The organism is Starkeya sp. ORNL1, from assembly GCF_012971745.1.
GTDB lineage: Bacteria > Pseudomonadota > Alphaproteobacteria > Rhizobiales > Xanthobacteraceae > Ancylobacter.
In genome coordinates this window covers 5,396,890-5,420,671 of sequence record NZ_CP048834.1, presented here as the reverse complement: position 1 = coordinate 5,420,671, position 23,782 = coordinate 5,396,890, and the positions used below count along the sequence as shown (strand labels likewise).

The following is a 23,782-nucleotide window of genomic DNA, read 5'->3' as shown; positions in this document are numbered from 1 at the left end:
CATATCGCCGGCTTGTACGGCTTTTTCATTGGAGGACAAGGCGCAAGGGCTGTCCTAAGCTCGACGCCTTGTCGCAGGCTGCATATCCAAATACCGCACGCTTCAGTTGCGCTCGACGCACATGGCGATGCCCATGCCGCCGCCGATGCACAGCGTCGCCAGCGCCTTCTTGGCGTCGCGCTTCTGCATCTCGTAGAGCAGCGTCGTCAGCACGCGCGCGCCGGAGGCCCCGATCGGATGGCCGATGGCGATGGCACCGCCATTGACGTTCACCCTCGCCGGATCCCAGCCGAGTTCGCGGTTCACCGCGCAGGCCTGCGCCGCGAACGCCTCATTGGCCTCGATAAGATCGAGGTCGGCGGCGCTCCAGCCGGCCTTCTCCAGCGCGCGGCGCGAAGCCGGGATCGGCCCGGTGCCCATGATCGCCGGATCGACGCCGGCCTGCGCCCAGGAAACGATGCGGGCGAGCGGCGTCTTGCCAGCGGCGGCGGCCTTGGATGCGGTCATCAGCACGACGGCGGCGGCGCCGTCATTGATGCCGGAGGCGTTGCCGGCGGTCACCGTCCCGTCCTTGGCGAAGGCCGGGCGCAGCTTGCCCATGGCGTCGATCGTGGCGCCGTGGCGCGGATACTCGTCGTCGGCGACGATGATGTCGCCCTTGCGCGAGGCGATGGTGACCGGCACGATCTCGTCCTTGAAGCGCCCGGACTTCTGCGCCGCCTCGGCCTTGTTCTGCGAGCGAACCGCGAACTCGTCCTGCTCATCGCGGGTGATCTGCCACTGCCGGGCGATATTCTCGGCGGTGTTGCCCATGTGGTAGCCATTGAAGGCATCCCACAGGCCGTCCTTGATCATGGTGTCGACCATCTCAAGGCCGCCCATCTTGGTGCCGTTGCGCAGATGCGCGCAGTGCGGCGCCTGGCTCATGGATTCCTGGCCGCCGGCGACCACGATGTCGCTGTCGCCGTTCATCAGCGCTTGATAGCCGAGCGCCACTGCGCGCAGGCCGGAGCCGCACAGCATGTTGACGCCCCAGGCCGGGCTCTCGATCGGGATGCCCGCGGCGATCGAGGCCTGGCGCGCGGGGTTCTGTCCGGCGCCGGCAGTGAGGATCTGGCCCAGTATGGTCTCGGTCACCGCGGCAGGCTCGACGCCGGCGCGCTCGAGCGCGGCGTTGATTGCAACCCTGCCGAGCTCATGGGCGGGAAGCGACGAGAGCGCGCCGTTGAAGGCGCCGACGGGCGTGCGCGCCGCGCCGACGATGACGATGTCGTCTTTCATGAATGCCGTCCTCCGGGATTACGGGCAGACCGGCCCCGTGGGAACCGGCGTTGTTGCTTATGTGTGGCCGCATGGTGGGAGGCTCAAGTGACCCGTGTCAATGCCGTCGCGAGGTGCCTCATGTCGACAATTTTGTGCGTCGAACAATCCTGTAGCGGTCGGTCTGGAAACGTCCTAGTGTTTCAAAGGGAAACGACTAAGGCGACAGGATAACATGGCAAAATCGACCGAGCCCGTCACCATCAAGAAGTATGCGAATCGCCGCCTCTACAATACCGGCACGAGCACCTACGTGACGCTCGAAGACCTCGCCCTGATGGTGAAGAACGGTGAGGATTTCGTCGTCTACGATGCGAAGACCGGGGAAGATATTACGCACTCGGTTCTCACCCAGATCATCTTCGAGCAGGAAGGTAAGGGGCAGAACCTGCTGCCGATCAACTTCCTCCGGCAGATCATCCGCTTCTATGGCGACAGCATGCAAATGCTGGTGCCGCGTTATCTGGACATTTCCATCGAGAACTTCACGCGCGAGCAAGAGAAGTTTCGCGATCAGGTGGCGAAGACCTTCGGCGGCGTTCCGAGCTTTGCAGCCTTCGGCGCAATGGAAGAGCAAGTGCGTCGCAACATGGAGATCTTCGACCGCACCATGAAGATGTTCATGCCCAATGGCCGCGCCGAAGACAGTGCGATTCCGGCGGAAAAGTCCGACGATCTCGACGAACTCAAGCGTCAGGTCGCCGAGATGCAGAAGCGGCTCGACCGCATTGGCGAGAAGGGCGAGAACAAGGGCTGAAAGGCCGCCGCCATTCTCTTGGCTATCGTCATCCCGGAACGGCCGCAGGCCGTACCCGGGATCGGATGACGTTGCGGAGAGCGATCCCGGCTCTCTGCCTACATCTCAGGGATGCAGCGGACGGGGCCGCTCGGCCGCAAGGCCTATCAGTGCGCCCTGGAGATAGTCGCAGCCCCATTGGGCAAGCTGCTCCGCGGTAGCCTCGTCCGGCACCCATTCGGCCACCGTCTGCATCCCCATGTGCCGCGCCAGATCGAGCAGCGTGCGCACGAAGAAGCGGTCATCCTCGGATTCCATCAAGGCGCGGATGAAGCTGCCGTCGAGCTTCAGCATGTCGACGCCAAGCCGGCGCAGATTGCGGAACGAGGTGTAGCCGGCGCCGAAATCGTCCATCGCCACCGTGCACCCGATCTCGTGCAGCCGGTGGACGAAGCGGCGGGTCACCTCGACATCATGGATCGCGGCGGTCTCGGTCAACTCGACGACGAGACGGCCAGCCAGGCCGCGCCGGCCGCGTTCCTCCAGCAACGCCAGCCAGGCCCGGTCATTGACCGTGCTTGGCGAGACATTGACCGAGAGCCGCATCTCCGGATTGGCCACCAGCACGTCGAGCGCCAGTTGCAGCACGCGATTGTCGACAAGCCGCATCAGCCCGAACTTTTCGGCGATGGGCACCACGGCAGCGCCGCTGAGCAGGCCGCCATCAGCGCCCTCGACGCGGACCAGGCATTCATGCAGCACGATGCGGCGCGAGGCCGCCTCGGCTATGGGCTGGAAGGCCAGCATCACCCGGCTGCCGGCGAGCGCGGTGACGATGTCGTCGGTCAGTCGCAGATTGGCGCGCCGCGCTGCTTCGCGCTCGACGCTCGGCTGATAGGGCTGGTAGCTGCCGCGCGCGAAGGTCTTGGCGTGCTCCAGCGCATCCTGCGCGTGGGTGAAGATCTCCGGCACCGCGCGGGCATGGCGCGGCGCGATCACCCCGCCCGCCGTCACCGAGACCGCCACCGCCCCGCCGCTGGTCTGCAGCGCATCGTCGACCACCGCCGAGATGAAGCGCTGCGCTGCGGTCGCCATGTCTTCCGGCGAGCAGTCCCGGAGTACGATGGCGAACTTGTTGCCGGAGAAGCGGCCGATCTCGTCATGGGCGCGCATCCGCGCCCTGAGGCGCTGGCCGACCATGTCGATGACCTCGTCGCCGACCTCGAAGCCATAGGCATCGTTGAGCCGGCCGAGATGGTCGACGCCGATCAGCAGGAAACCGAACTGGCTGCGATAGCGGGCCGCATCCGCCAGCCGCTCGCTGAGCAGCTGCGCCAGATGCTGGCGGTTGATGTGGCCGGTCTGCACGTCGATCCGCGCCGCACGGTCGAACTCGCGCTGGCCGAGATTCTGCGTGCCGATGCGGCGCACCACGCCCTCGACCCGCGCCGGCCTGTGGTCCGGCCCGGCGAACCAAATGCCGCGGTCCTCCAGCCAGACCGGCTCCTGCACGCCGTCGACCGATCGCAGGCGGTAGATGGTCTCGAAGCGGCAGCCGGTGCCGGCATCCAGATTCTTGTCGGCCATCACGGCCTCGACGCGGCTGCGCCCACCCTCTGGATCGACCAGCAAGGCATAGTCGGCGCCGCTCGCAATACTGCCAATGTCGGCGACGCCGAGCACCTCGGCCGCATAGGCATCCCAGATGAGCCGGTCCGGCACCACCGTCCATTGATAGGCGGCGCCGCCGCTCTCGCCGACAATGCGGGCGACGACGTGGGGTGTCAGCGCGGCTGCGCGGGAAGCGTCGGAATCAGAAGCACTCGGCAAAGACATCTTGGTCCGTATCAGGGAAGCCCCGGCCCGGGGACAGTCCCCTCTTACACGGTGATTTCGGCCCGGCGAGCAAAACCAGTGTCACCGCGAGCGATTTCCGCCGCAAGCGTTAACACTCCATGATGGCACTATGATACCGACAGGCATCGCCCTATTCGGGACGCTCGATGGCGAAATCGCGGCGCGCGACACGGATCGAGATCGAATAGCCGGCGACGATGTCGAGCAGCATCAGCGCGAGCAGAATCGCGAAGGTCGAGGTCGCCGCCGGCGCCACCAGAAGGAACTCCACCAGGGCAGCCACGAACACCAGGGTCGAGAGCATGTGGTCGACGATGGAGCGCGTCGAGGCGCTGGTCGCCTTCACGATCTCGAAGAACAGGAACGCCAGCGACAGCACGATGAAGACGTCGCTCAACGTGACGTCCCAGCTCACGCCGGACACCATCGGAACGCTGAACAGCACGTTGGCCCAGGCATAGCCCGGCGTGATGAAGGCAAGGATATTGTAGATCGCGAGCGGAATGATGAGCAGCGGAACGGTCGCGATCATCGGGGCCCCAGCAGGTTGTCGGGAAGGTAGCCGCTAACAGTCATCTACACGGCGTGCAGGGAAGCGGCCTTGCGGCCGCATCCAGATCCGCGCACCGGGGCGTGGCGCCCCGGATCGGGCTCACGCCCAGGCCAGGCTCACGCCTCGGCCTTAACCTTCAGCACCTGCCGGCCGCGATACATGCCGGTCTTTAGGTCGAGGTGGTGCGGACGGCGCAGCTCCCCCGAATCCTTGTCTTCGACATAGGTCGGCTGCTTCAGGGCGTCGGCGGAACGGCGCATGCCGCGGCGCGACGGGCTGGTCTTCTTCTTAGGAACGGCCATAGTCTCAACTCCTGTGCCGGCGTGTTCCATCGCCCGCAAGGGCGGCCGGTGCCGGATAGCGCATGTTCGGAGTGCGGGCTTATACAGTCTCGCGCCTTGAAGCGAAAGGGGGCGGGGAAGCGAAAGCAGACCCCGGCATCCGCGAGCCTCATCGGCCGGTGCCAAGGCACGAGGTGAGCTCGCCGCCCTCCGCCGGAATCCGCGCCTGCAGCCGCGCGGCGAGGCGCGACATCCCGGCCCCCGGCTTGGCCGCATCGCGTCGGTGCGGATTCGGCAGCATCACCGCGAGCAGCGCCGCCTGCCGGGCATTCAGTTCGCCGGCCCCCTTGCCGAAGGCGCGGCGCGACGCCGCCTCGATGCCGAACTCGCCGTTCGGGCCCCATTCGGCGATGTTGAGATAGACCTCCATCTGCCGTCGCTTGCTCATGACGAAATTGATGTAGAGCGCCAGCGGGAATTCGAGTCCTTTGCGGATCACACTGCGCCCGTTCCACAGGAACAGGTTCTTGGCGAGTTGCATGGTGATGGTGGAAGCGCCGCGCGACGCGTCGAGCCCGTCGCTCTCGTCAATGACATTGTTCAGCTCGACGAGGTCGACGCCCATATGCTGGCAGAAGCGCGCATCCTCCGAGGCGAGCACGCTCCGCACCAGCACCGGCGCGACGCGATCGAGCGACACCCAGTCGCGCACCACCGGCCGCAGTGTCGCCCAACGCGCCAGCATCAGCGTCGAGACCGGCGGCACGATGTTGTAGACGATGGTCAGCACCAGCGGGATGAGCGCGAGCAGCAACGCCGCTTTCGCGATCTTCCTCACCCATCTGCCGATCATCCGCCACTCCCCCGCCCGGCCCTTACCTAACGGCCGCGCACGGCTCTCGCCAACCCCGTGGCGTCACAAGCACTTGACCGCAACCCCGGTCTGCGGCACGCAGCCGCAGCAACCGGGCGATCACGTGATGACCGACAGCCTTACCGAGACCCTAGCCGCCACCGCCGACGCCGTCGCCGACTATATGGATCGCGCCATCACCGATACGGGAACGGCGAGCGCGCGCCTCGCGGACGCCATGCGCCATGCCGCGCTCGGCGGTGGCAAGCGGCTGCGCCCCTTCCTCGTCGCCGAGAGCGCTGCCCTGTTTGGCGTGCCGCGTGCCGGCGCCATGCCCGCCGCCGCCGCGCTGGAATGCGTGCATTGCTATTCGCTGGTCCATGACGACCTGCCGGCCATGGACGACGATGATCTGCGCCGCGGCCTGCCCACGGTGCACCGCGCCTTTGACGAGGCAACCGCTATCCTCGCCGGCGATGGCCTGCTGACGCTGGCCTTCGACATCCTCGCCCGCGAGGACACCCATCCGGACCCGGCCGTGCGCGTCGCGCTGATCGCCGGCCTCGCCCGTGCCGCCGGCACGCAGGGCATGGTCGGCGGCCAGATGCTGGATCTCGCCGCCGAGGGCCGATTCGACGATGCCGGCCGCGGCCGGCTGGGTGTGAACGACGTCGCGCGCCTCCAGGCGATGAAGACCGGCGCACTGCTGCGCTATGCCTGCGAGGCCGGCGCGCGGCTCGGCGGCGCGTCCGAGGCGGAGCGCGCAACGCTCGATACCTATGCGCTGGCGATCGGCCGCGCCTTCCAGATCGCCGACGACCTGCTCGATGTCGAGGGCGACGCCGGCGCGGTCGGCAAGGCAGTCGGCAAGGATGCCGAGGCCGGCAAGGCAACATTTGTCGAGCTTTTCGGCGTCGCCGGCGCCCGCGCCGAGCTTGGCCGACTGGTTGCGGAGGCGGAAGCGGCGCTCGCGCCCTTTGGCCCGCGTGCAACACTTCTTGACCAAGCGGCGCGATTCATCGCCAACCGGCGTAATTGACGGTATCCACCCCTCGACGCGGCGCCGTCTTGTGTCCATCTTATAGGTGACGTAAGCGTCGCGACGCGGCGGGTGCGTCGCTTGGAGGTTAAAATGCGTTTCGCCTCGTTCGCCATTGCCGCTGTTATCGCGGCTGCTGCTGCGGTTCCGGTCCAGGCTCAGGACGGATCGAGCACGCGCCTCATCATCCGCAAGCCGCCGCCGAAGTCGTATCTCGATCCCGGCACCGTGGTGAAGCCCGGCAGCATGCCGTATCTGAACTATATCGACACGCAGGCGATGCGTTATCCCTCGTACGGCAGCGACAGTTCCATCACCGGCAGCCGCTATCCGCTTCCGGATCGCTACTACCTGCCGGGTTACTGATCCCCGGCATCAGCTTTCAGATGGCAGGGCCGGGCCGTGAACATCCTTCTGGCCTTCGCCCCCTTCCTCGCCTTTGCCCTGATTGATCGCCTCGTCGGCGCGACCGAAGGTCTCGTCGCCGCGGCGATTATTGCTTTGGCGATGGTCATTCGCGACCGCGTCAACGGCCGCTCCCCCAAGATACTGGAAATTGGCACCGCCCTGCTGTTCGGCGGGCTCGCCGCCTATGCGCTGTTCGTCAAGCCCGACTGGTCGATCCTCGGGGTGCGGCTGCGCGTCGATGCCGGGCTGCTGTTGATCGTGCTGGCGACGATTGCGCTGCGCCAGCCCTTCACGCTGCAATATGCCCGTGAAAGCGTGGCGCCCGAGCTGTGGGACAGCCCGCAATTCCTGCGCACCAATTACGTCATCACCGCCGTCTGGGCGCTGGCCTTCGCCGTGCTGGTGATCGCCGACCTGGTGTTGATCTACCGGCCGGACATCCCACCGAAATTCGGCATCTTCGCCACCGTGCTGGCGCTGCTCGGCGCGGCGCGATTCACCAGGAGCTATCCGGACCGGGTGCGGGCGAACGCGGCCTGAGCGACGCGCCCCCTCTCCCCGACGGGGAGAGGAATATAGGCCGGGCGCGGCCTACTTCGCCCCGCCGAGCTCGGCGAGAATCGCATCGCCCATGCCGCTGGTGCCGACCACCGTGGTGCCTTCGGACTTGATATCGTTGGTGCGGTAGCCCTTGTCGAGCACGCCGGCGATCGCCGCATCGATGCGGTCGGCGGCCTCAGAGAGACCGAACGAATAGCGCAGCGCCATGGCGAGCGAGCCGATCATCGCGATCGGATTGGCGAGGCCCTTGCCGGCAATGTCGGGGGCGGCGCCGTGCACCGGCTCATAGAGCGCGCGGCGCTTGCCGGAAATCTCCTCGACGCCGCCGAGCGAAGCCGACGGCAGCATGCCGAGCGAACCGGTCAGCATCGCCGCGACGTCCGAGAGGATGTCGCCGAACAGGTTATCGGTGACCAGCACGTCGAACTGCTTCGGCGCCCGCACCAGCTGCATGGCGCACGAATCGGCCAGTTGGTGCTCCAGCGTCACGTCGCCGAACTCCGCACCGTGAACCTCGCTCACCACCTGCTTCCACAGCACGCCGGACTTCATGACATTGTGCTTCTCGGCCGAGACCACCTTGTTGCGGCGGGTGCGGGCGAGCTCGAAAGCGACGCGGGCGATGCGCTCGATCTCGTAGGATTCATAGACCTGGGTGTCGACGGCGCGCTTCTGGCCGTCGCTGAGGTCGGTGATGGACTTCGGTTCGCCGAAATAGACGCCACCGGTCAGTTCGCGCACGATCAGCATATCGAGCCCGTCGACCAGCTCGCGCTTCAGGCTGGAGGCATCGGCCAGCGCTGGGTAGCAGATCGCCGGACGCAGATTGGCGAACAGCTGGAGATCCTTGCGCAGCCGCAGCAGGCCGGCCTCGGGGCGCGCCTCATAGTCGACATTCGCCCATTTCGGGCCGCCGACCGCGCCAAGCAGGATGGCGTCGGCCGCCAGCGCGCGCACCATCGCCTCTTCGGAGATCGGAATGCCATGCACATCATAGGCGGCGCCGCCGACCAGATCCTCTTCCACCGCGAAGGAGGCGAGGCCCGTGGTCTCGAGCCAGGCAATGACGCGCTTCACCTCGGCCATCACCTCGGTGCCGATGCCGTCGCCGGGAAGCAGCAGGAGCTTATGGGTCGCCATGTCCATCCTCGCCTGAAAGTGCGCGTCGCTATTGGCCGCGAGTGCTAAAGGCTGGCGCCTCGGCTGGCAAGATGAGCGCTCCATAAAGAACCGCCGGCCCTTGCGGACCGGCGGCGGGAGGAGCAATGCGCCGGGGTGCCCGACGGGATCAGAAGGTCTTCTTCGTCATCTCGCCGGCAATGTAGTCGGCCTGCCGGATTGCCAGCGCGACGATGGTCAGCGTCGGGTTCTCGGCGCCGCCGGTGGTGAACTGGCTGCCGTCGGAGATGAACAGGTTCGGTATGTCGTGGGTCTGGCCGTGCTTGTTGACCACGCCGTCGCGCGGCTTCTCGCTCATCCGGTTGGTGCCGAGATTGTGCGTCGAGGGATAGGGCGGCGTCGGAATGGTGCGCGTCGCGCCCACCGCCTCATACATCGCCGAACCCTGCTTGTAGGCGTGGTTGCGCATGGCGATGTCGTTGGGGTGGTCGTCGAAATGCACGTTCGCCACCGGCATGCCGTTCTTGTCCTTGACGTCGGTGTTGAGCGTGACGCGGTTGGTCTCCTGCGGCATGTCCTCGCCGACGATCCACAGGCCGGCCATGTTGACATAGCCGTCCATCGCCGAGCTGAAGGAGCGGCCCCAGCCGCCGGGGTCCATGAAGGCGGCCATGAAGGGCACGCCGATGGAAAGCGTCTCCATCTCATAGCCGCCGACGAAGCCGCGCTTGGTATTAGGCGTCGCCTCGTCGCGCACGATCCCGGCCATGGTGGTGCCGCGATACATGTGCACCGGCTTCTCGAAGATGCCGTACACCGAGCCCGTCATATGGCGCATGTAGTTGCGCCCGACCTGGCCGGAGGAATTGGCGAGGCCGTCCGGGAACATCGCGCTTTCGGAATTCAAGAGCAGCCGCGGGCTCTCGATCGAGTTGCCGGCGACCGCGACGATGCGGGCCTTCTGGCGCTGCGTCTTGCCGTCCTTGTCGACATAGACCACGCCGGTCGCCTTGCCCGACGCATCATGCTCGATCTTCACCACCATGCATTGCGGGCGCACTTCGAGATTGCCGGTCGCCTCGCCGCGCGGAATCTCCGCGATCAGCGTCGACCATTTCGCACCCGACTTGCAGCCCTGGAAGCAGAAGCCGATCTGCTGGCAGGAACCGCGATCGTGGCGCGGCTCGCTGTTGATCGCCATGCGCCCGGTCGAGACCTCCTTGTAGCCGATCTTCTTGGCCCCGGCCTCGAACACCTTGAAGTTGTTGTTGCCCGGCAGGCCCGGAATGCCATTGGTCCGGGTCACCCCCATCCGGTCCTCGGCCTGCGCGTAATAGGGCTCCAGCTCGGCGAGCGTGATCGGCCAGTCGAGCAGGTTCGCGCCGTCGATATTGCCATAGGTGCTGGCGGTCTTGAATTCGTGCGGCTGGAAGCGCAGCGAGGCGCCGGCCCAGTGCACGGTCGAGCCGCCGACCGACTTCACGATCCAGGCCGGCAGGTTCGGGAAGTTCTTGTGCACCCGCCATGTACCGGACGTGGTGCGCATGTCGGTCCAGGCGAGCTGCGCGAAGCTCTCCCACTCGTTGTTGACGAAGTCTTCCATACTGTGCCGGGCGCCGGCCTCGAGGATCACCACCTTCACGCCCTTGAGCGCGAGTTCGGTGCCGAGCGTGCCGCCGCCGGCGCCGGAGCCGACGATGACGACGAGTGAATCATCATTCAGATCGAAGGGTGCAGCCATGTTCGCGTCCTCCCCTCAAAGCCAGGCAATGTCGTTGAAGCCGCGGTCGATATAGCCGCCCTTGTCGGCCGAGGCGCCCTCGTATCCGAAGATCGGCCACACCTCCTCCTGGTTGTAGAGGCTGACCACCATGCCGCCCCTCACCTTCTGGAAGAAGGCGCCGTCCTCGATCTGCCGCAGGATCGCGACGCGCTGGTCTTCCCAACCGAGATCGGCGTAGCCCACGCCGTATTTCGCCTTGGCGAGCGTATCGAGGGTGAGGACGCCGTCTTCCACCAGCGCCTTGAGCGCGGGATCGGTGGCGCCGGTCTCATAGACTTTCATGGCGATGGCGTAGTTGCGGTCGGGAATGCGGTCGTGCGGATAGATGTCGCGCGCCATCACGATCAGCGTGCGCATGGTCTCCGGCTTGAGATTGGTGACCTCGAGGCCCCAGGCCTCGTTCGGGTTCATCACCGCCGCGCCCGTCACCATGAGGGCGCCGGCACCGAGGCCAACCTTGACCGCTCCGGCAAGAAGCGCGCGGCGCGAAGGTCCGCGCGCGTCGATGATCGTCGTCATTGCTTCCTCCTGATATTATATTTTAGTTGTTTTGTCGTCTTTACTTGTAGCGCAGGCTTTATTTGTAGCGTCCGCGGCTCTGCAGCACCTCTATCTTGTAGCCATCGGGATCGGTGACGAAGAAGAACTTCGCGAGCAGCGAGCCCTCGCGGAAGAATTCCTTGACCGGATTGGGATTGAGCCCGAGCTCGATGAAGCGGGCATGCTCGGCGTCGAGATCATCGACGGCGAAAGCGATGTGCCCGTAGCCGTCGCCGAGAGTGTAGGGCTCGGTGCGGTCGTGATTGACGGTCAGCTCGACCTCGAAGTCGGCCGCGTCATTGCGCAGATAGATCAGCGTGAAGCCGTCAAAGCCGAAGCGGTCGGCAATCTTCAGTCCGAACGCCTTGCCGTAGAAATCCACCGAGCGCGCTTCGTCGAGCACCCGGATCATCGAATGAATGGCCTTGGCCAATATGCACCTCCTTCGGCGAGAATCCGCCAATCGAGAGGATGCTAGGCCGCGCCCGCGAGGCGTGGTGGTAGACCGCTAGCACATTGCCGCGCGGCCCCTTGTGAGGCGGGCGTGGCGGAGCCTCATTCAGCGGCCTGCAATTCGCTCGCGCACGCCCGGCGCGCCATCTCGCGCGGCGCGCTGGGCGCCTTGCCGCGCACTTCGCCGAGATAGATCAGGCAGGAGCAGCGCAGCAGCGAGGCGAAATTACTCACCTCCCCATGCAGTTCCAGCACCTCGTCATGCAGCGTGGTGACGAACTTGCCGAGACTCATGCCCTGATGGGCGGCGACCTCTTCGAGGATGGCCCAGAACGCCGCTTCCAGCCGGATCGACGTCGAATGGCCGCCGATCCGCACCGATCGCGTCTGGCTCTCATAGGTCTCGGGCGCTTGGCCCGCGAAGATGTGGCACATGGGGCGTCTCCCGGAACGTCCGATTATAGTTTCGAACGATTCCACTCCCGGAAGACGTGGATGTAAAGCCGGAAAACAGTCTAGGTCGCGCACTCATTGAGCGCGCGCGCGATCCGACGAAAGGTCGTCGAGCGCGACCCCGCTTGATGATGACTCCGTACCGGCTCAATCAGCCGTCACCTCGTGCGCGGCCTGGCGCCATAGCCCGCCATGAAAAGCGCGACACCGCTCTCGATCGCGATGTCAGCCCTCTGCTTCGTCAGCGGTTCGAGACCCAGCAGGCCGATCAAGGGGACGTCGACCGAAATGAGCTGGAGAAACTGCATCGCTGCAAGCTTCGGGTCAGGAATGGCCATGTCTCCCCTCTCGCTCGCGTCGCGCAGGAAGCTTTCGATCCTCTCCTGCAGGACCTTCGGGCCCGACTCGTAGAAAATGCGTCCGAGTTCGGGAAACCTCGGCACCTGGGCGATGATGCTGCGGTAGAAGGCGAGCGCGTCGCCGGTCGCGAACATCGCCATGAAATTCTGCGCGATGGTCCGCAGCACCTCCTCGACATCGTCGGAAGCCGAGGCCGACTCCCAGATCGCCTGTGCGGTCTGTCCGCACTTGTCGCTGACCAGGGCCGCGAACAGCGCCTCCTTGCTGGGGAAATAGGCATAGAGCGTTGCCTTGGAAACCTTGGCCTCCTTCACGATCGCGTCCGTGCTGACGGTGTCGTAGGGCTGGTCGAGGAAGAGCGCATGCGCCGCCTCCAGCAGCTGCCGCACCTTGGGATTGGTCCGGTCGGGCCAGGCGGCAAGACCAGCCGCGCTCGCCGGAGCACCAGCGGGATCCGCGTCAGCGCCAGGGTGCTGCATTGTCGAAGGATGCCGGATCATGGCGTGCCACTGCGAAAAAATTGAACTGTACCGTACAGTTTATCATTGACCTCCCGCACGACTTGCGTCAAGTGTCGTCGCTGAACTGTACGGTACAGTACATGGCCATACGAGGCTTCATGCGCAAGCGTCTCCCGATTTCTCCAAGGCCCTCCACGCGTGAGCCGCGCCGGTTGGGCCCGCTCATCGCCTGCCTCGTCTCGGCCACCGCACTGTCCGCCTGCGGGGAAGCGGCCAGCGCTCCGCCGCAAGCGCACGAGATGGTCAAGGTGCAGACCGTGTCGTTTCAGCCGATCGCCCGCACGGTGTCGCTGACCGGGACCATCGCCGCACGCATCGAGAGCAAGCTTTCGTTTCGCGTTGCCGGCCGGATCGCCGCGCGCAAGGTCGACGTGGGTGACCACGTGAAGGCCGGCGACGTTCTGGCGACGATCGAGACCCCGGAGCAGGAAGCCGATGTGCAATCCGCCAGGGCCACGCTGCGGGCCTCCGAGGCGACGCTGGTGCAGGCGCAGAGCAGTTTTGCCCGTCAGAAGCAGCTGATCGCGAGCGGCTTCACGACACGCAGCAATTTCGATTCAGCCCAGGAGCAGTTGCGCAGTGCCGAAGGGGCGGTCGAGTCCGCCCGCGCGGATGTCGGCACGGCGGAGCAACAGCTCTCCTTCACGATTCTGAAGGCCGACGCCGACGGCGTGATCACCGCGCGCGATGCCGAGGCCGGCCAGGTCGTCGCGGCAGCACAGACGGTCTTCACCTTGGCGCGCGACGGCGCGCGCGACGCGATCTTCGATGTCTATGAAGCCCTGCTCGCCGATACGCCTCCCAGCGATCGCGTCGAGATCCGGCTGCTTTCTGATCAGGACGTGGTCGCCACCGCCGTCGTGCGCGAGGTCTCGCCTACCTTCGACGCGGCGACGGGCACCGTTCGGGTGAAGATGTCGCTGATCGACCCGCCGGCCGCCATGGGTCTCGGCGCCGCCGTGTTCGGGAGCGGCAAATGGGCAGCGAAGAATCTGATTCCGCTGCCCTGGACATCGCTTTCCGCAGGCGAAGCCGGACCGACGGTGTGGGTCGTCGATCCGAAGACCAACGCCGTGTCGCAGCGCCCGATCACCGTCGACCACTACGGGACGGGACAGATCCTGGTCAGTGCCGGGCTGAAGCAAGGCGAGACCGTCGTGACCGCCGGCGGCCAGTTCCTGCGTGCGGGACAGGTGGTCGCCATTGCCTCGGGAGAGCCCTCATGAATCTTCGTCCAGCTCTCGTCGGCCTCCTCGCTCTGGTCGCGCTCAGCGGCTGTTCGCCGAACGAAGCGGCTCCAGCGCCGCCGACGCGCCCCGTGCTGTCCGTCGTGGCCACGCCTCGGGACGACGCAACCATCAGCTTCACCGGTACGGTCCAGCCTCGCTTTTCCCGCGATCTCGGCTTTCGCGTGCTTGGCCGCGTGGTCGCGCGCGACGTCGATGTCGGGCAGACGGTCAAGGCCGGCCAGCTTCTCGCCTCGCTCGATCCGATGACGCTCAGTCTCGCGGTCCGGCAGATCGAAGCGGAACTTGCGAAGGCGGAGGCTCAACTCGTCTACGCGACCGCCACTAAAGATCGCAAGAAAGCGCTTCTCGCCCAGAAGGTCGCCTCGCAAGCCGATCTCGACACCGCCGAGGAGGCTCTCGCCACCGCGAACGCCGCCGTGGTGCGTGCGCGCGCCGGCCTCGACAAGGCGAAGGAGCAACTGTCTTACACCCGCCTCGTCTCCGACACCGACGGCATCGTCACCGCGGTGAACGCCGAGGTCGGCCAGACGGTCAATGCCGGCGACACCGTCGTCACCGTGGCGCAGGCCGAGATACGCGAAGCCATGGTCGACGTTCCCGACGAGATGGCGCAGTCGCTGAAGGTGGGGGACCCGTTTGCGACGACGCTCCAGGTCGACCCCGGCATAGCGGCACGCGGACGCGTGCGCGAAATCGCGCCGCAGGCCGACGCCGCAACCCGGACGCGGCGCATCCGCATCACGCTCGATGCACCGCCGCCGACCTTCCGCATCGGGACGACCGTCACCGCGACCCCCAGCCGGACTGAACTCGCCTCCATCGACTTGCCGCCCTCCGCATTGCTGAAAGCCGATGGCCGTTCGTTCGTCTGGGTCGTCGACGAGAAGGCCCTGACCGTGTCGCGCAAGCCCGTGGAGGTCGCGAGCGATCTCGGTGGAACGCTTCGGATAAAGAGCGGAATCGACGCGGGAGCCCGGGTCGTGACCGCCGGTGTGAACAGCCTCGCCGAAGGCCAGAGGGTCAGGATCGACCCGGAGATGATCCCATGAACGGCTTCAACCTGTCGGATTGGGCGCTGCGCCACCGTTCGCTCGTCTGGTACTTCATGCTCATAGCATCGGTCGCCGGCGTCCTCGCCTATTTCAATCTCGGCCGTGAAGAGGATCCCAACTTCACGATCAAGACGATGCTCATCACCGCCACCTGGCCCGGCGCGTCGATCGAGGACACGGCCACGCAGGTCACCGACCGGATCGAGAAGAAGCTCGAGGAGATCACCACCCTCGACTACACCAAGAGCCAGACATCGCCAGGCCGGACCACGATCTTCCTGAACCTGCGCGACACCACGCAGGGGCGTGCCGTCACCGACACCTGGCTGCGGGTGCGCAACATTCTTTCCGATATCAAGGGCGACCTGCCCGCGGGCGTGCAGGGCCCGTTCTTCAATGATGATTTCGGTGATGTCTACGGCAACATCTACGCCTTCACGTCGGATGGCCTCACCCAGCGCCAGCTACGCGATTATGTCGAAGCCGCAAGGGCCAGGATCCTTGAGGTGGCGAATGTCGGCAAGGTCAACCTGGTCGGCGCGCAAGACGAGATCGTCTATCTCGAATTCTCCACCCAGCAGATGGCGGCGCTCGGCCTCACGCAGCAGACCATCATCAACGCGCTGAGCGCGCAGAACGCGGTCTCGCCGTCCGGCACGGTCGAGGCCAACGGCGAGCGGGTTTCAGTCCGCACCAACGGGCAGTTCGGGTCGGAGAAAGACCTGAGCAAGGTCAATCTCTGGATCAATGGCCGTTTCTTCAGGCTATCGGACGTTGCGACCATAAGCCGAGGCTATGTCGACCCGCCGACGTCGCTGTTCCGCTACAACGGGCAGCCCGCCATCGGGCTCGCGATCGGCATGAAGCCCGCCGCCAACCTGCTCAAGTTCGGGGAGGCGTTGGTCGAGGAGATGCGCCAGATCGAGGCTGAGCTTCCCATCGGCGTCGAGGTCCACCAGGTCTCGGACCAGCCGCACGTGGTCGAAGAGGCGGTCGGCGGCTTCACCCGGGCGCTCGCCGAGGCGATAGCGATTGTCCTCATCGTGTCGTTCATCAGCCTCGGCATGCGCGCCGGCCTCGTCGTCGCCCTGTCGATCCCGCTGGTGCTCGCCATCACCTTCGTGGCGATGCAGTATTTCGGCATCTCACTCCAGCGCATCTCGCTCGGCGCGCTCATCATCGCGCTCGGCCTGCTCGTCGATGACGCCATGATCGCAGTGGAGATGATGGTCTCCCGCCTCGAAGTCGGCGACACGCTCGAGAAAGCGGCGACCCACGTCTATTCCTCCACCGCCTTTCCCATGCTCACCGGCACGCTTGTCACGGTCGCGAGCTTCATTCCCGTCGGCCTCAATGACAGCAGCGCCGGCGAATTCACCTTCACGCTTTTTGTCGTCATCGCCGTTTCGCTGGTCGTGTCATGGATCGTCGCGGTGGTCTTCACGCCGCTTCTCGGCGTAGCCTTGCTGCCAAAATCCATGAAGAAGCATCGCGAAGAACCCGGGCGGTTCACGCGTCTCTTCCGGTCCATCCTGTACGCCTGCGTCCGCTTCAAATGGCTGACGATCGCGGCCACGCTCGCCCTTTTCGTCGGCTCGCTTGTCGGCATGGGATTCGTGCAGCAGCAGTTCTTCCCGTCGTCCGACCGGCCGGAGGTGATCGTCGACTGGACGGCGCCGCAGAACGCCTCGATCACCGAGACCCGAGCGCAGATGGACCGCTTCGAAGCGAAGCTGCAGGGCGATGACGACATCACCTTCTGGTCGTCCTATGTCGGCGAAGGCGCCCAGCGCTTCGTGCTGTCCTACGACGTGCAGCCGGCAAGCCCCAATTTCGGGCAGGTCGTCATCATGACCAAGGGGCTTGAAGCGCGCGATCGCGTCATCAAGCGCCTGAAGGCGATTGGCGAGCAGGAGTTCATCGGCACCGACGTCTTTGTTCACTCGCTCGACATCGGGCCGCCGGTCGGCCGCCCGATCCAGTACCGGGTCAGCGGTCCCGATGTCGCAAAGGTCCGCGCTTATGCCCGGGAGGTCGCCGGCATTGTCGGTGCCAATGCGAACACCGATCGCGTCACCTATGACTGGAACGAACCGGCCCGCGTGGTGAAGATCGACATACTGCAGGACAAGGCGCGTCAGCTCGGCGTCACCTCGCAGGACGTCGCGACGGTGCTGAACGGCGTCGTCGGCGGATCGACGGCGACGCAGATTCGGGACTCCATCTACCTCGTGAGCGTGGTCAGTCGCGCACGCTCGACCGAGCGCGCCTCGATCGAAACCCTGGAGAATCTTCAGATTCCGGCCCAGAACGGCCGGTCCTTTCCACTCGCCGCGATCGCGACGTTCCACTATGAGCTGGAGCAGCCCATCCTGTGGCGGCGCAATCGGATCCCGACGATCACCGTCAAGGCGGCCCTGACCTCTTCGGTCCAGCCGGCAACCGTCGTTGACCAGATCAAGCCCGAGCTGGACGCGTTCATCGCCAGGCTGCCGCCTTCCTACCACGTCGTCACCGGCGGCGCGGTCGAGGAGAGCGCCAAGGGTCAGGGCCCGATTGCCGCGGTCGCGCCCGTCATGTTGATCATCATGGCCACGCTCCTGATGTTCCAGCTCCAGAGCTTCCAGCGTCTGTTCCTGGTGGTGGCGGTGGCGCCGCTCGGCCTGATCGGCGTCGTCGCAGCCCTGCTCCCCTCGGGCGCACCGCTGGGCTTCGTGGCGATCCTTGGCGTGCTGGCACTCATCGGCATCCTGATCCGCAACTCTGTCATCCTGGTCGTTCAGATCGAGCATCTGATCCAGGAAGGCCATGCGAAGTGGGATGCGGTCCTCGAGGCGACCGAACACCGGATGCGGCCGATCATGCTCACGGCCGCGGCGGCCTCGCTCGCGCTCATCCCGATCTCGCGCGAAGTATTCTGGGGACCGATGGCCTACGCCATGATGGGCGGGATCATCGTCGGTACGGTGCTGACGCTGCTATTCCTGCCGGCGCTCTACGTGGCGTGGTTCCGGATCAGCGAGACCGAACACGCGGCGATCGCCGACGAAGCGACGGCGCCCGGACGGCCCGATGAAGTGGTGCCGGCATGACCGCAGCGGGAAGCGCCCGACACATCGGGGCGCGCGGCGGCCGGGGCTCGCCCCATCAGCGGCGAATCCGCGCCGTCACCTCGATCTCGATCTTCATCTCCGGCTTGAGCAGGCCGGCGACGATCAGCATCGAGGCCGGGCGGATCTCGCCGAAATAGGCGCCGAAGATCGGGAACAGTTGTTCGGCATAGGCGGGGTCGGTGATCACGTAGTTGGCCCGCACCACATGGGCGAGCGAGGTGCCGGCCTCCTCCAGCACGGCAATGATGGTGCGGAACGCATTGTGCGCCTGCTCCTCGACGGCGTCGGGCATGCGCATGGTGGCGTAGTCATACCCGGTGGTGCCGGCGACGAACACATAGTCGCCGTCCACCACCGCCCGCGAATAGCCGGCGGCCTTCTCGAAAGGCGAGCCGGTCGATATCAGCCGACGCTCACCCATCGCCGCCCCTCGCGCCTCAGGCCCAGGGCCGCTCGGCGGCGAGCCGGGTCTCGTAGGACTGGATGACGCCAGCCTTGGCCTCGGTGAGGCCGATATCGTCGAGCCCGTTCAGCAGGCAATGCTTGCGGAACGGATCGATCTCGAAGCTGATCGTGCCGCCGTCCGGCCCCTTGATGGTCTGCGATTCCAGATCGACCGAGACCGTCGCGTTGGAGCCGCGCGAGGCGTCGTCGAACAGCGCCTGCAGCTGTTCATGCGTCACCTTGATCGGCAGGATGCCGTTCTTGAAGCAGTTATTGTAGAAGATGTCGGCGAACGAGGTGGAGATCACGCAGCGAATGCCGTGGTCCAGCAGCGCCCACGGCGCGTGCTCGCGCGAGGAGCCGCAGCCGAAATTGTCGCCGGCGATCAGGATCTGGGCGTTGCGATAGGCCGGCTTGTTCAGCACGAAATTCGGGTTCTCGCTGCCATCCTCATTGTAGCGCAGCTCATAGAACAGGCTCTTGCCGAGGCCGGTGCGCTTGATCGTCTTGAGGTACCGCGCGGGGATGATCATGTCGGTGTCGACATTGACGAGATGCAGCGGCGCCGCGACCCCGGTCAGCGTGGTGAACTTGTCCATGGCAGTACCTCCTAAGCAGTGCCGCAGGGCGGCCCCGGCTGAATAGCAAAGCCGGCGTGCGAATCCTAGCATTTGCACGTTTCAAATCTATCCGGCCTGCGCCTCGATCCGCTCCATATCGTCATCGGAGAGGCCGAAATGGTGGCCGATCTCGTGGATCAGCACATGGGTGACGATCTTGCCGAGCGTCTCGTCGTGCTCCGCCCAGTAATCGAGGATCGGCCGGCGATAGAGGAAAATCATGTTGGGCATGGCGAAGGTCTGGGTGCCGTAGCCTTGCGCCAGCCCGACGCCGTGGAACAGGCCGAGCAGGTCGAACTCGCTCTCCGCCTCCATGCGCTCCATCACCTCTTCGGTGGGGAAATCATCCACCTGCACCACGACATTGCCGCACATGGCGCGAAAGCGCTCGGGCAGGCGCGCATAGGCGGCTTCGGCCATGACCTCCATTTCGGCCAGGGTCGGGGCTTTCATGCGGCGCAACGCGCCGATTTCGTCTGGCATGGTCTCGCTCAAGATACGCCTCAGCGCAGATAGGTGAGAATGAGATAGGCAGCGAGCACGATGCACGCCAGCACCGCCAGGGATCGGCCGATGCGCCGCCCCCAGACTTCCATGGGGTCGTCCTCAGGGGGGAAAAGGTGCGGTTCGCGGGCCATGCGTGAGCCTAACCTTCCGCACGCTTTCAGGCCACCTGGCATTACGGCAGTTCGAAGGCTCCGCCGCGCCGGCGCCGCCTTGGTGAACGCTGGCTGAACACCGCTCTCAAGCACCGTTCAGCCTGCGCTCGCTACATTCGTTTTCACACTCACACGAAGCGCCCCAGAGCGGGCCGGACGAGGACCAGACCATGCTTCGCAAGCTCACCATTTCGGCGGCGCTGGTCGGCATCCTCGGCGCGGCTGTGCTCCTGGCTCCCGCTTCCTCGACCACCGGCGCCCTCAGCGCCGCCTCCATCGACGCCACCCAGATCGAGGCGCCGGTGTTCTCCAACGTGGTCGTCAATAATAATAACGGGTGACCACTAACCCATCGGAACATAAGCGACGACAGCACGTTCAAGGTAAGCGTCAACTGCTCCCTTGGCGCGCTGGTTCCTGGAACGGGGGGCGGAAAGCTCGTTCGAGGAGTGCGTACCATGAAGTCCCTCTACACGCTCGGCGTCGCGGCGGGTTTCACCGTCCTTGCCGCCGGCTTCTTAACTCCTGTGAGCGCCGCACCCGCGGCTCCCATTGCCATCAAGCAGGCCCTCGGAGAAGCGCCGAGCAACGTGGTCGACGTCCGCCACGGCGGTGGCGGCGGGCACGGCTGGGGTGGTGGCGGCGGCGGCATGCGCTGGCGTGGTGGTCACTGGGGCGGTGGCGGTGGTCACTGGGGCGGTGGCGGCCGGCGCTGGGGTGGCGGTGGCTGGAATCGCGGCTGGCACGGCAATCGCTGGTATGGCGGCCGACGCTGGTATGGCGGCGGCTATGGCGGCGGCTGGTACGGCGGTGGTTGGGGCTGGGGCTTTCCGCTGGTCGTCGCGCCCTATGCCTACAACAACGGTTACTACAACAACGATTGCGGCTATGTGACCGTCCGGCGCTGGGTAAATGGCCGCCGCGTGTGGGTTCGCCGGTATCAGTGCTGGTAAATCGGCACATTTCCTCTCGGAAAGCCCGGCCTCGCGCCGGGCTTTTTATTATGCTGTGCTGCAACCTCCCGGTATTGTGACGAATTAACGTAACGTAAGTACAGGAGACAAAACACCATCGCCGCTCCATTTCCTGTTTGCTCCCGGATGGGGCGCAATCAGGAGTAAAGTCGATGGAAATCGGAGCATCTCGTATTGCCGGCGGGCTGGCGGCTGGGATCCTGGCTGTCGCCTTTGTTGCCGTGCCGCTGGGCACCGCTGAAGCCCGGGTGGGCGGAGGCGGCGTGCACGCTGGTGGCAGGGCCTGGGTGCACGGTGGCGCTGGCTGGCACGGCGCGGGCTGGCACGGCGCGGGCTGGAATCGTGGCTGGCACGGTAACTATGCCCGCTATGGGCGCTATGGCCGGTACGGCCGGTATGGCTACGGCTATGGCTATCCTTTGGCGGCCGGTGTTGCCGCCGGCGCGCTCCTCGCAGCGCCCTATGCCTATGGCAACAGCGGCTACTATGGCACTGACAATTATGGCGACGGTTACTATGGTGGCACGAATTGCCGGACCGAGATGGTACCGCACGGCAATATTCACACGCGCTATTTCGTACAAGAGACGGTCTGCAATTGAGGCATGAAGGGAACCGGCGGCGCGATGCCGCCGGTTTCTTTGAGGCTGCAAGTGCTGGACGTCTTTGAAAACTTGGCCGTGTGCGGCGGCTTTAATGGCGGGGTCTTGCCGGCTCCCATTTTTGTGACCATCTGACGATAGGTAAGAACCGGCGACGAGCCGCCTTCCACTCTCCATCTTTCTCCTGACGGGGCACACCAGGAGTTCGTTCGATGGAAATGAAATCGTCTCGTATGGTCGGCTGGCTATCGGCAGGCGTCCTCGCTGTCTCGCTCGCGGTCGTGCCGCTGAGTTCCGCTGAAGCCCGCATGGGCGGCGGTGGTGGTGGTGGTGGTGGTGGCATGCATGGCGGCTTCGGCGGAGGCGGCTTCGGTGGAGGCGGTTTCGGCGGCGGCACGCCGTGGATCCATGGCGGTGGCGGCGGAGGCTGGGGCGGACATGGCGGTGGCTGGAACGGCGGCGGCTGGAACCATGGCTTCCACGGCCATTACGGTCATTACGGCTATGGCTACAGCCCCTTCTTCTATAGTCCCTTCGCCCTAGGCTATGGCGACGACTATTACGACAACGGCTATTACGGCAACGGCTACTACGGCCCGTCCTGCCAGACCGTCGTGGTGGCGCGGGGCACGCCCCACCACCGCTATTATGTGCGCCAGAATGTCTGTAACTGATCGCACAAACGAGAAGGCCGGGGCATGACCCCGGCCTCCACTGGATACGTAGCTCGCAGATGCCTGGCGCGCTGACCGCGCGGCGTCAGCTGGCGCGGGGCCAGGTGCGGACGTCGACGAAGTGACCGGCGATCGCCGCGGCCGCGGCCATGGCCGGCGAGACCAGATGGGTGCGGCCCTTGTGGCCTTGCCGACCCTCGAAATTGCGGTTCGAGGTGGAGGCGCAGCGCTCCTCCGGGCCGAGCTTGTCGGGGTTCATGGCGAGGCACATCGAGCAGCCCGGCTCGCGCCACTCGAAGCCCGCCGCCAGGAACACACGGTCGAGCCCTTCGGCCTCCGCCTGCAGCTTCACCAAACCCGAGCCAGGCACCACCATGGCATTCACATTGGCGTGGACGCTGTGGCCGCTAACGATCGCCGCAGCCGCCCGCAGATCCTCGATGCGCGCATTGGTGCACGAGCCGATGAACACCCGGTCGAGCGCGATGTCGGTGATCCGGGTGCCGGCGGAAAGCCCCATATAGGCCAGCGCCCGCTTCTTCGCCTGGCGCCGGTCCTCGTCCGCGATCAGCTCCGGATCCGGCACCCGGCCTTCGACCGAGATAACGTCCTCCGGGCTGGTGCCCCAGCTCACGATCGGCGGCAGGGCGCTGCCGTCGAGCCGCACCACATGATCGAAATGGGCGCCCTCGTCGGAGCGCAGCGAATCCCAATAGCGGCGCGCCGCATCCCAGTCCGCGCCCTTCGGTGCGCGCGGGCGACCCTTCACATAGGCGTAGGTGGTGTCGTCCGGCGCCACCATGCCGGCGCGGGCGCCGCCCTCGATCGCCATGTTGCAGACCGTCATGCGGCCTTCCATGCTGAGGTTGCGGAACACCTCGCCGGCATATTCGATCACGTAGCCGGTGCCGCCGGCGGTGCCGGTGGCACCGATGATGGCGAGCGTCACGTCCTTCGCCGTCACGCCGTCCGGCAATCTGCCGTCGACGATGACATGCATGTTCTTGCTCTTCTTCTGGATCAGCGTCTGGGTGGCGAGCACATGCTCCACTTCCGAAGTGCCGATGCCATGGGCCAGCGCGCCGAAGGCGCCGTGGGTCGAGGTGTGGCTGTCGCCGCACACGATGGTGGTGCCCGGCAGGGTGAAACCCTGCTCCGGCCCGACGACGTGGACAATGCCCTGCCGGCTGTCGAGCTCGTTGAAATATTCGACACCGAAATCGCGCGCATTGGCGGCGAGCGTCTCGACCTGGAGGCGGCTCTCCGGCTCGTGGATGCCGCCTTGGCGGTCGGTGGTCGGCACATTGTGGTCGACGACGGCCAGCGTCTTGCTCGGGGCATGCACCTTGCGGCCATTGGCACGCAGGCCCTCGAACGCCTGCGGGCTCGTCACCTCGTGCACGAGATGGCGGTCGATATAGAGCAGGCAGGTACCGTCGGGCTGACGGTCGACGACGTGGTCGTCGAAGATCTTGTCATACAGGGTACGGGGAGCGGACGTGCTCATCTTGGTCGTCTCACGAAAACGTCGGGAATGGAAAGCGGATGGCAGAACGC

The 23,782-nt window shown here is 65.6% G+C and carries 27 protein-coding genes; 12 read left to right on the top strand and 15 right to left on the bottom strand.

All coding sequences use genetic code 11. The features are described from left to right. Positions 1–102 precede the first annotated feature (102 nt). Positions 103–1,281 (bottom strand): acetyl-CoA C-acetyltransferase, encoded by a 1,179-nt coding sequence (locus G3545_RS25555; protein WP_170016956.1) that lies wholly within the window; start codon positions 1,279–1,281, stop codon positions 103–105. Positions 1,282–1,495: 214 nt separating this feature from the next. Between G3545_RS25555 and phaR the strand changes: the two genes are divergently transcribed. Beyond that, complete coding sequence (gene phaR, locus G3545_RS25550; protein WP_170016954.1) at positions 1,496–2,077, top strand: polyhydroxyalkanoate synthesis repressor PhaR; 582 nt, start codon at positions 1,496–1,498, stop codon at positions 2,075–2,077. Positions 2,078–2,182: 105 nt separating this feature from the next. On the opposite strand, the gene G3545_RS25545 is transcribed toward phaR, so the two are convergent. The 4 genes from G3545_RS25545 to G3545_RS25530 form a co-directional block, all read right to left on the bottom strand. Beyond that, positions 2,183–3,886: a bifunctional diguanylate cyclase/phosphodiesterase gene (locus tag G3545_RS25545; protein WP_170016952.1), complete on the bottom strand. Its 1,704-nt coding sequence runs from the start codon at positions 3,884–3,886 to the stop codon at positions 2,183–2,185. A 157-nt stretch (positions 3,887–4,043) separates the two neighbouring features. Further along, positions 4,044–4,445, bottom strand: coding sequence for a hypothetical protein (locus G3545_RS25540; protein ID WP_170016950.1), 402 nt, complete (start codon positions 4,443–4,445; stop codon positions 4,044–4,046). Positions 4,446–4,582: 137 nt separating this feature from the next. Further along, positions 4,583–4,768, bottom strand: coding sequence for a 50S ribosomal protein L32 (gene rpmF, locus G3545_RS25535; RefSeq protein WP_170016948.1), 186 nt, complete (start codon positions 4,766–4,768; stop codon positions 4,583–4,585). Positions 4,769–4,916: 148 nt separating this feature from the next. Further along, positions 4,917–5,600, bottom strand: a complete 684-nt coding sequence (locus G3545_RS25530) for a transglycosylase domain-containing protein (protein ID WP_170016946.1) — start codon at positions 5,598–5,600, stop codon at positions 4,917–4,919. A gap of 127 nt (positions 5,601–5,727) precedes the next feature. Here G3545_RS25530 and G3545_RS25525 point away from each other — a divergent pair, with 127 nt between their 5' ends. The 3 genes from G3545_RS25525 (at position 5,728) to G3545_RS25515 (ending at position 7,587) form a co-directional block, all read left to right on the top strand. Next, entirely contained in the window at positions 5,728–6,639 is a 912-nt protein-coding gene (locus tag G3545_RS25525; RefSeq protein WP_170016944.1) for a polyprenyl synthetase family protein, read from the top strand. A 93-nt stretch (positions 6,640–6,732) separates the two neighbouring features. Continuing rightward, on the top strand, positions 6,733–7,005 hold the full coding sequence (locus G3545_RS25520; RefSeq protein ID WP_170016943.1) for a hypothetical protein: 273 nt from the start codon (positions 6,733–6,735) through the stop codon (positions 7,003–7,005). A 36-nt stretch (positions 7,006–7,041) separates the two neighbouring features. Continuing rightward, entirely contained in the window at positions 7,042–7,587 is a 546-nt protein-coding gene (locus G3545_RS25515) for a hypothetical protein (RefSeq protein WP_170016941.1), read from the top strand. Positions 7,588–7,638: 51 nt separating this feature from the next. On the opposite strand, the gene leuB is transcribed toward G3545_RS25515, so the two are convergent. The 6 genes from leuB to G3545_RS25485 form a co-directional block, all read right to left on the bottom strand. After that, positions 7,639–8,748: a 3-isopropylmalate dehydrogenase gene (gene leuB / locus G3545_RS25510; RefSeq protein WP_170016939.1), complete on the bottom strand. Its 1,110-nt coding sequence runs from the start codon at positions 8,746–8,748 to the stop codon at positions 7,639–7,641. Between the two features lie 148 nt (positions 8,749–8,896). Continuing rightward, positions 8,897–10,468 carry a GMC family oxidoreductase gene (locus G3545_RS25505; RefSeq protein ID WP_170016937.1) on the bottom strand — a complete coding sequence of 524 codons (1,572 nt, stop codon included), beginning with the start codon at positions 10,466–10,468 and terminating at the stop codon, positions 8,897–8,899. A 15-nt stretch (positions 10,469–10,483) separates the two neighbouring features. Beyond that, the gene (locus G3545_RS25500) at positions 10,484–11,029 is read right to left on the bottom strand and encodes a Twin-arginine translocation pathway signal (protein ID WP_170016935.1); all 546 of its coding nucleotides are present in this window, start codon (positions 11,027–11,029) and stop codon (positions 10,484–10,486) included. Between the two features lie 58 nt (positions 11,030–11,087). Then, positions 11,088–11,483, bottom strand: a complete 396-nt coding sequence (locus G3545_RS25495; protein ID WP_170016933.1) for a VOC family protein — start codon at positions 11,481–11,483, stop codon at positions 11,088–11,090. Positions 11,484–11,605: 122 nt separating this feature from the next. Further along, positions 11,606–11,938 carry a ribbon-helix-helix domain-containing protein gene (locus G3545_RS25490; protein WP_170016931.1) on the bottom strand — a complete coding sequence of 111 codons (333 nt, stop codon included), beginning with the start codon at positions 11,936–11,938 and terminating at the stop codon, positions 11,606–11,608. 176 nt (positions 11,939–12,114) lie between these two features. Next, entirely contained in the window at positions 12,115–12,816 is a 702-nt protein-coding gene (locus tag G3545_RS25485; protein ID WP_170016929.1) for a TetR/AcrR family transcriptional regulator, read from the bottom strand. 119 nt (positions 12,817–12,935) lie between these two features. Between G3545_RS25485 and G3545_RS25480 the strand changes: the two genes are divergently transcribed. The 3 genes from G3545_RS25480 to G3545_RS25470 are packed head-to-tail and all read left to right on the top strand — an operon-like array spanning position 12,936 to position 18,231. Next, positions 12,936–14,063: an efflux RND transporter periplasmic adaptor subunit gene (locus G3545_RS25480; RefSeq protein ID WP_170016927.1), complete on the top strand. Its 1,128-nt coding sequence runs from the start codon at positions 12,936–12,938 to the stop codon at positions 14,061–14,063. Further along, complete coding sequence (locus tag G3545_RS25475) at positions 14,060–15,136, top strand: efflux RND transporter periplasmic adaptor subunit (RefSeq protein WP_170016925.1); 1,077 nt, start codon at positions 14,060–14,062, stop codon at positions 15,134–15,136. Before G3545_RS25480 ends, G3545_RS25475 begins: the two co-directional genes overlap by 4 nt. Beyond that, a complete protein-coding gene (locus G3545_RS25470; protein WP_170016923.1) occupies positions 15,133–18,231 on the top strand; it encodes an efflux RND transporter permease subunit in 3,099 nt (1,032 codons plus the stop codon). The genes G3545_RS25475 and G3545_RS25470 overlap by 4 nt, the downstream gene beginning before the upstream one ends. A gap of 55 nt (positions 18,232–18,286) precedes the next feature. On the opposite strand, the gene G3545_RS25465 is transcribed toward G3545_RS25470, so the two are convergent. The 3 genes from G3545_RS25465 to G3545_RS25455 all read right to left on the bottom strand — a co-directional run bounded on the left by G3545_RS25465 (position 18,287) and on the right by G3545_RS25455 (position 19,799). Next, positions 18,287–18,673, bottom strand: a complete 387-nt coding sequence (locus tag G3545_RS25465) for a RidA family protein (RefSeq protein WP_170016921.1) — start codon at positions 18,671–18,673, stop codon at positions 18,287–18,289. A 16-nt stretch (positions 18,674–18,689) separates the two neighbouring features. Continuing rightward, positions 18,690–19,295 (bottom strand): 3-isopropylmalate dehydratase small subunit, encoded by a 606-nt coding sequence (gene leuD, locus G3545_RS25460; protein ID WP_170016919.1) that lies wholly within the window; start codon positions 19,293–19,295, stop codon positions 18,690–18,692. An 87-nt stretch (positions 19,296–19,382) separates the two neighbouring features. Then, positions 19,383–19,799, bottom strand: a complete 417-nt coding sequence (locus G3545_RS25455) for a metallopeptidase family protein (protein ID WP_170016917.1) — start codon at positions 19,797–19,799, stop codon at positions 19,383–19,385. Positions 19,800–20,145: 346 nt separating this feature from the next. Here G3545_RS25455 and G3545_RS25450 point away from each other — a divergent pair, with 346 nt between their 5' ends. From G3545_RS25450 to G3545_RS25435, 5 genes are all read left to right on the top strand, one after another. Then, the gene (locus tag G3545_RS25450; protein WP_170016915.1) at positions 20,146–20,316 is read left to right on the top strand and encodes a hypothetical protein; all 171 of its coding nucleotides are present in this window, start codon (positions 20,146–20,148) and stop codon (positions 20,314–20,316) included. Positions 20,317–20,433: 117 nt separating this feature from the next. Further along, a complete protein-coding gene (locus tag G3545_RS25445) occupies positions 20,434–20,928 on the top strand; it encodes a hypothetical protein (protein ID WP_170016913.1) in 495 nt (164 codons plus the stop codon). A gap of 173 nt (positions 20,929–21,101) precedes the next feature. Further along, positions 21,102–21,551, top strand: coding sequence for a hypothetical protein (locus G3545_RS25440; protein WP_170016911.1), 450 nt, complete (start codon positions 21,102–21,104; stop codon positions 21,549–21,551). Positions 21,552–21,554: 3 nt separating this feature from the next. Next, positions 21,555–21,686 carry a hypothetical protein gene (locus G3545_RS29950; RefSeq protein ID WP_281411691.1) on the top strand — a complete coding sequence of 44 codons (132 nt, stop codon included), beginning with the start codon at positions 21,555–21,557 and terminating at the stop codon, positions 21,684–21,686. A gap of 83 nt (positions 21,687–21,769) precedes the next feature. Beyond that, entirely contained in the window at positions 21,770–22,225 is a 456-nt protein-coding gene (locus G3545_RS25435; RefSeq protein ID WP_170016909.1) for a hypothetical protein, read from the top strand. 85 nt (positions 22,226–22,310) lie between these two features. Here the strand turns inward: G3545_RS25435 and leuC are convergent, their stop codons facing one another. Then, on the bottom strand, positions 22,311–23,732 hold the full coding sequence (gene leuC, locus G3545_RS25430) for a 3-isopropylmalate dehydratase large subunit (RefSeq protein WP_170016907.1): 1,422 nt from the start codon (positions 23,730–23,732) through the stop codon (positions 22,311–22,313). Positions 23,733–23,782: the final 50 nt, after the last annotated feature.

Bases quoted from the DNA above. Each gene is read 5' to 3' on its own strand.
- G3545_RS25555 (WP_170016956.1), bottom strand. From the start codon at position 1,281: ATGAAAGACGACATCGTCATCGTCGGCGCGGCGCGCACGCCCGTCGGC.
- phaR (WP_170016954.1), top strand. From the start codon at position 1,496: ATGGCAAAATCGACCGAGCCCGTCACCATCAAGAAGTATGCGAATCGC.
- G3545_RS25540 (WP_170016950.1), bottom strand. From the start codon at position 4,445: ATGATCGCGACCGTTCCGCTGCTCATCATTCCGCTCGCGATCTACAAT.
- rpmF (WP_170016948.1), bottom strand. From the start codon at position 4,768: ATGGCCGTTCCTAAGAAGAAGACCAGCCCGTCGCGCCGCGGCATGCGC.
- G3545_RS25530 (WP_170016946.1), bottom strand. From the start codon at position 5,600: ATGATCGGCAGATGGGTGAGGAAGATCGCGAAAGCGGCGTTGCTGCTC.
- G3545_RS25525 (WP_170016944.1), top strand. From the start codon at position 5,728: ATGACCGACAGCCTTACCGAGACCCTAGCCGCCACCGCCGACGCCGTC.
- G3545_RS25520 (WP_170016943.1), top strand. From the start codon at position 6,733: ATGCGTTTCGCCTCGTTCGCCATTGCCGCTGTTATCGCGGCTGCTGCT.
- leuB (WP_170016939.1), bottom strand. From the start codon at position 8,748: ATGGCGACCCATAAGCTCCTGCTGCTTCCCGGCGACGGCATCGGCACC.
- G3545_RS25505 (WP_170016937.1), bottom strand. From the start codon at position 10,468: ATGGCTGCACCCTTCGATCTGAATGATGATTCACTCGTCGTCATCGTC.
- G3545_RS25500 (WP_170016935.1), bottom strand. From the start codon at position 11,029: ATGACGACGATCATCGACGCGCGCGGACCTTCGCGCCGCGCGCTTCTT.
- G3545_RS25490 (WP_170016931.1), bottom strand. From the start codon at position 11,938: ATGTGCCACATCTTCGCGGGCCAAGCGCCCGAGACCTATGAGAGCCAG.
- G3545_RS25485 (WP_170016929.1), bottom strand. From the start codon at position 12,816: ATGATCCGGCATCCTTCGACAATGCAGCACCCTGGCGCTGACGCGGAT.
- G3545_RS25480 (WP_170016927.1), top strand. From the start codon at position 12,936: ATGCGCAAGCGTCTCCCGATTTCTCCAAGGCCCTCCACGCGTGAGCCG.
- G3545_RS25475 (WP_170016925.1), top strand. From the start codon at position 14,060: ATGAATCTTCGTCCAGCTCTCGTCGGCCTCCTCGCTCTGGTCGCGCTC.
- G3545_RS25470 (WP_170016923.1), top strand. From the start codon at position 15,133: ATGAACGGCTTCAACCTGTCGGATTGGGCGCTGCGCCACCGTTCGCTC.
- G3545_RS25465 (WP_170016921.1), bottom strand. From the start codon at position 18,673: ATGGGTGAGCGTCGGCTGATATCGACCGGCTCGCCTTTCGAGAAGGCC.
- leuD (WP_170016919.1), bottom strand. From the start codon at position 19,295: ATGGACAAGTTCACCACGCTGACCGGGGTCGCGGCGCCGCTGCATCTC.
- G3545_RS25455 (WP_170016917.1), bottom strand. From the start codon at position 19,799: ATGCCAGACGAAATCGGCGCGTTGCGCCGCATGAAAGCCCCGACCCTG.
- G3545_RS25450 (WP_170016915.1), top strand. From the start codon at position 20,146: ATGCTTCGCAAGCTCACCATTTCGGCGGCGCTGGTCGGCATCCTCGGC.
- G3545_RS25445 (WP_170016913.1), top strand. From the start codon at position 20,434: ATGAAGTCCCTCTACACGCTCGGCGTCGCGGCGGGTTTCACCGTCCTT.
- G3545_RS25440 (WP_170016911.1), top strand. From the start codon at position 21,102: ATGGAAATCGGAGCATCTCGTATTGCCGGCGGGCTGGCGGCTGGGATC.
- G3545_RS29950 (WP_281411691.1), top strand. From the start codon at position 21,555: ATGAAGGGAACCGGCGGCGCGATGCCGCCGGTTTCTTTGAGGCTGCAA.
- G3545_RS25435 (WP_170016909.1), top strand. From the start codon at position 21,770: ATGAAATCGTCTCGTATGGTCGGCTGGCTATCGGCAGGCGTCCTCGCT.
- leuC (WP_170016907.1), bottom strand. From the start codon at position 23,732: ATGAGCACGTCCGCTCCCCGTACCCTGTATGACAAGATCTTCGACGAC.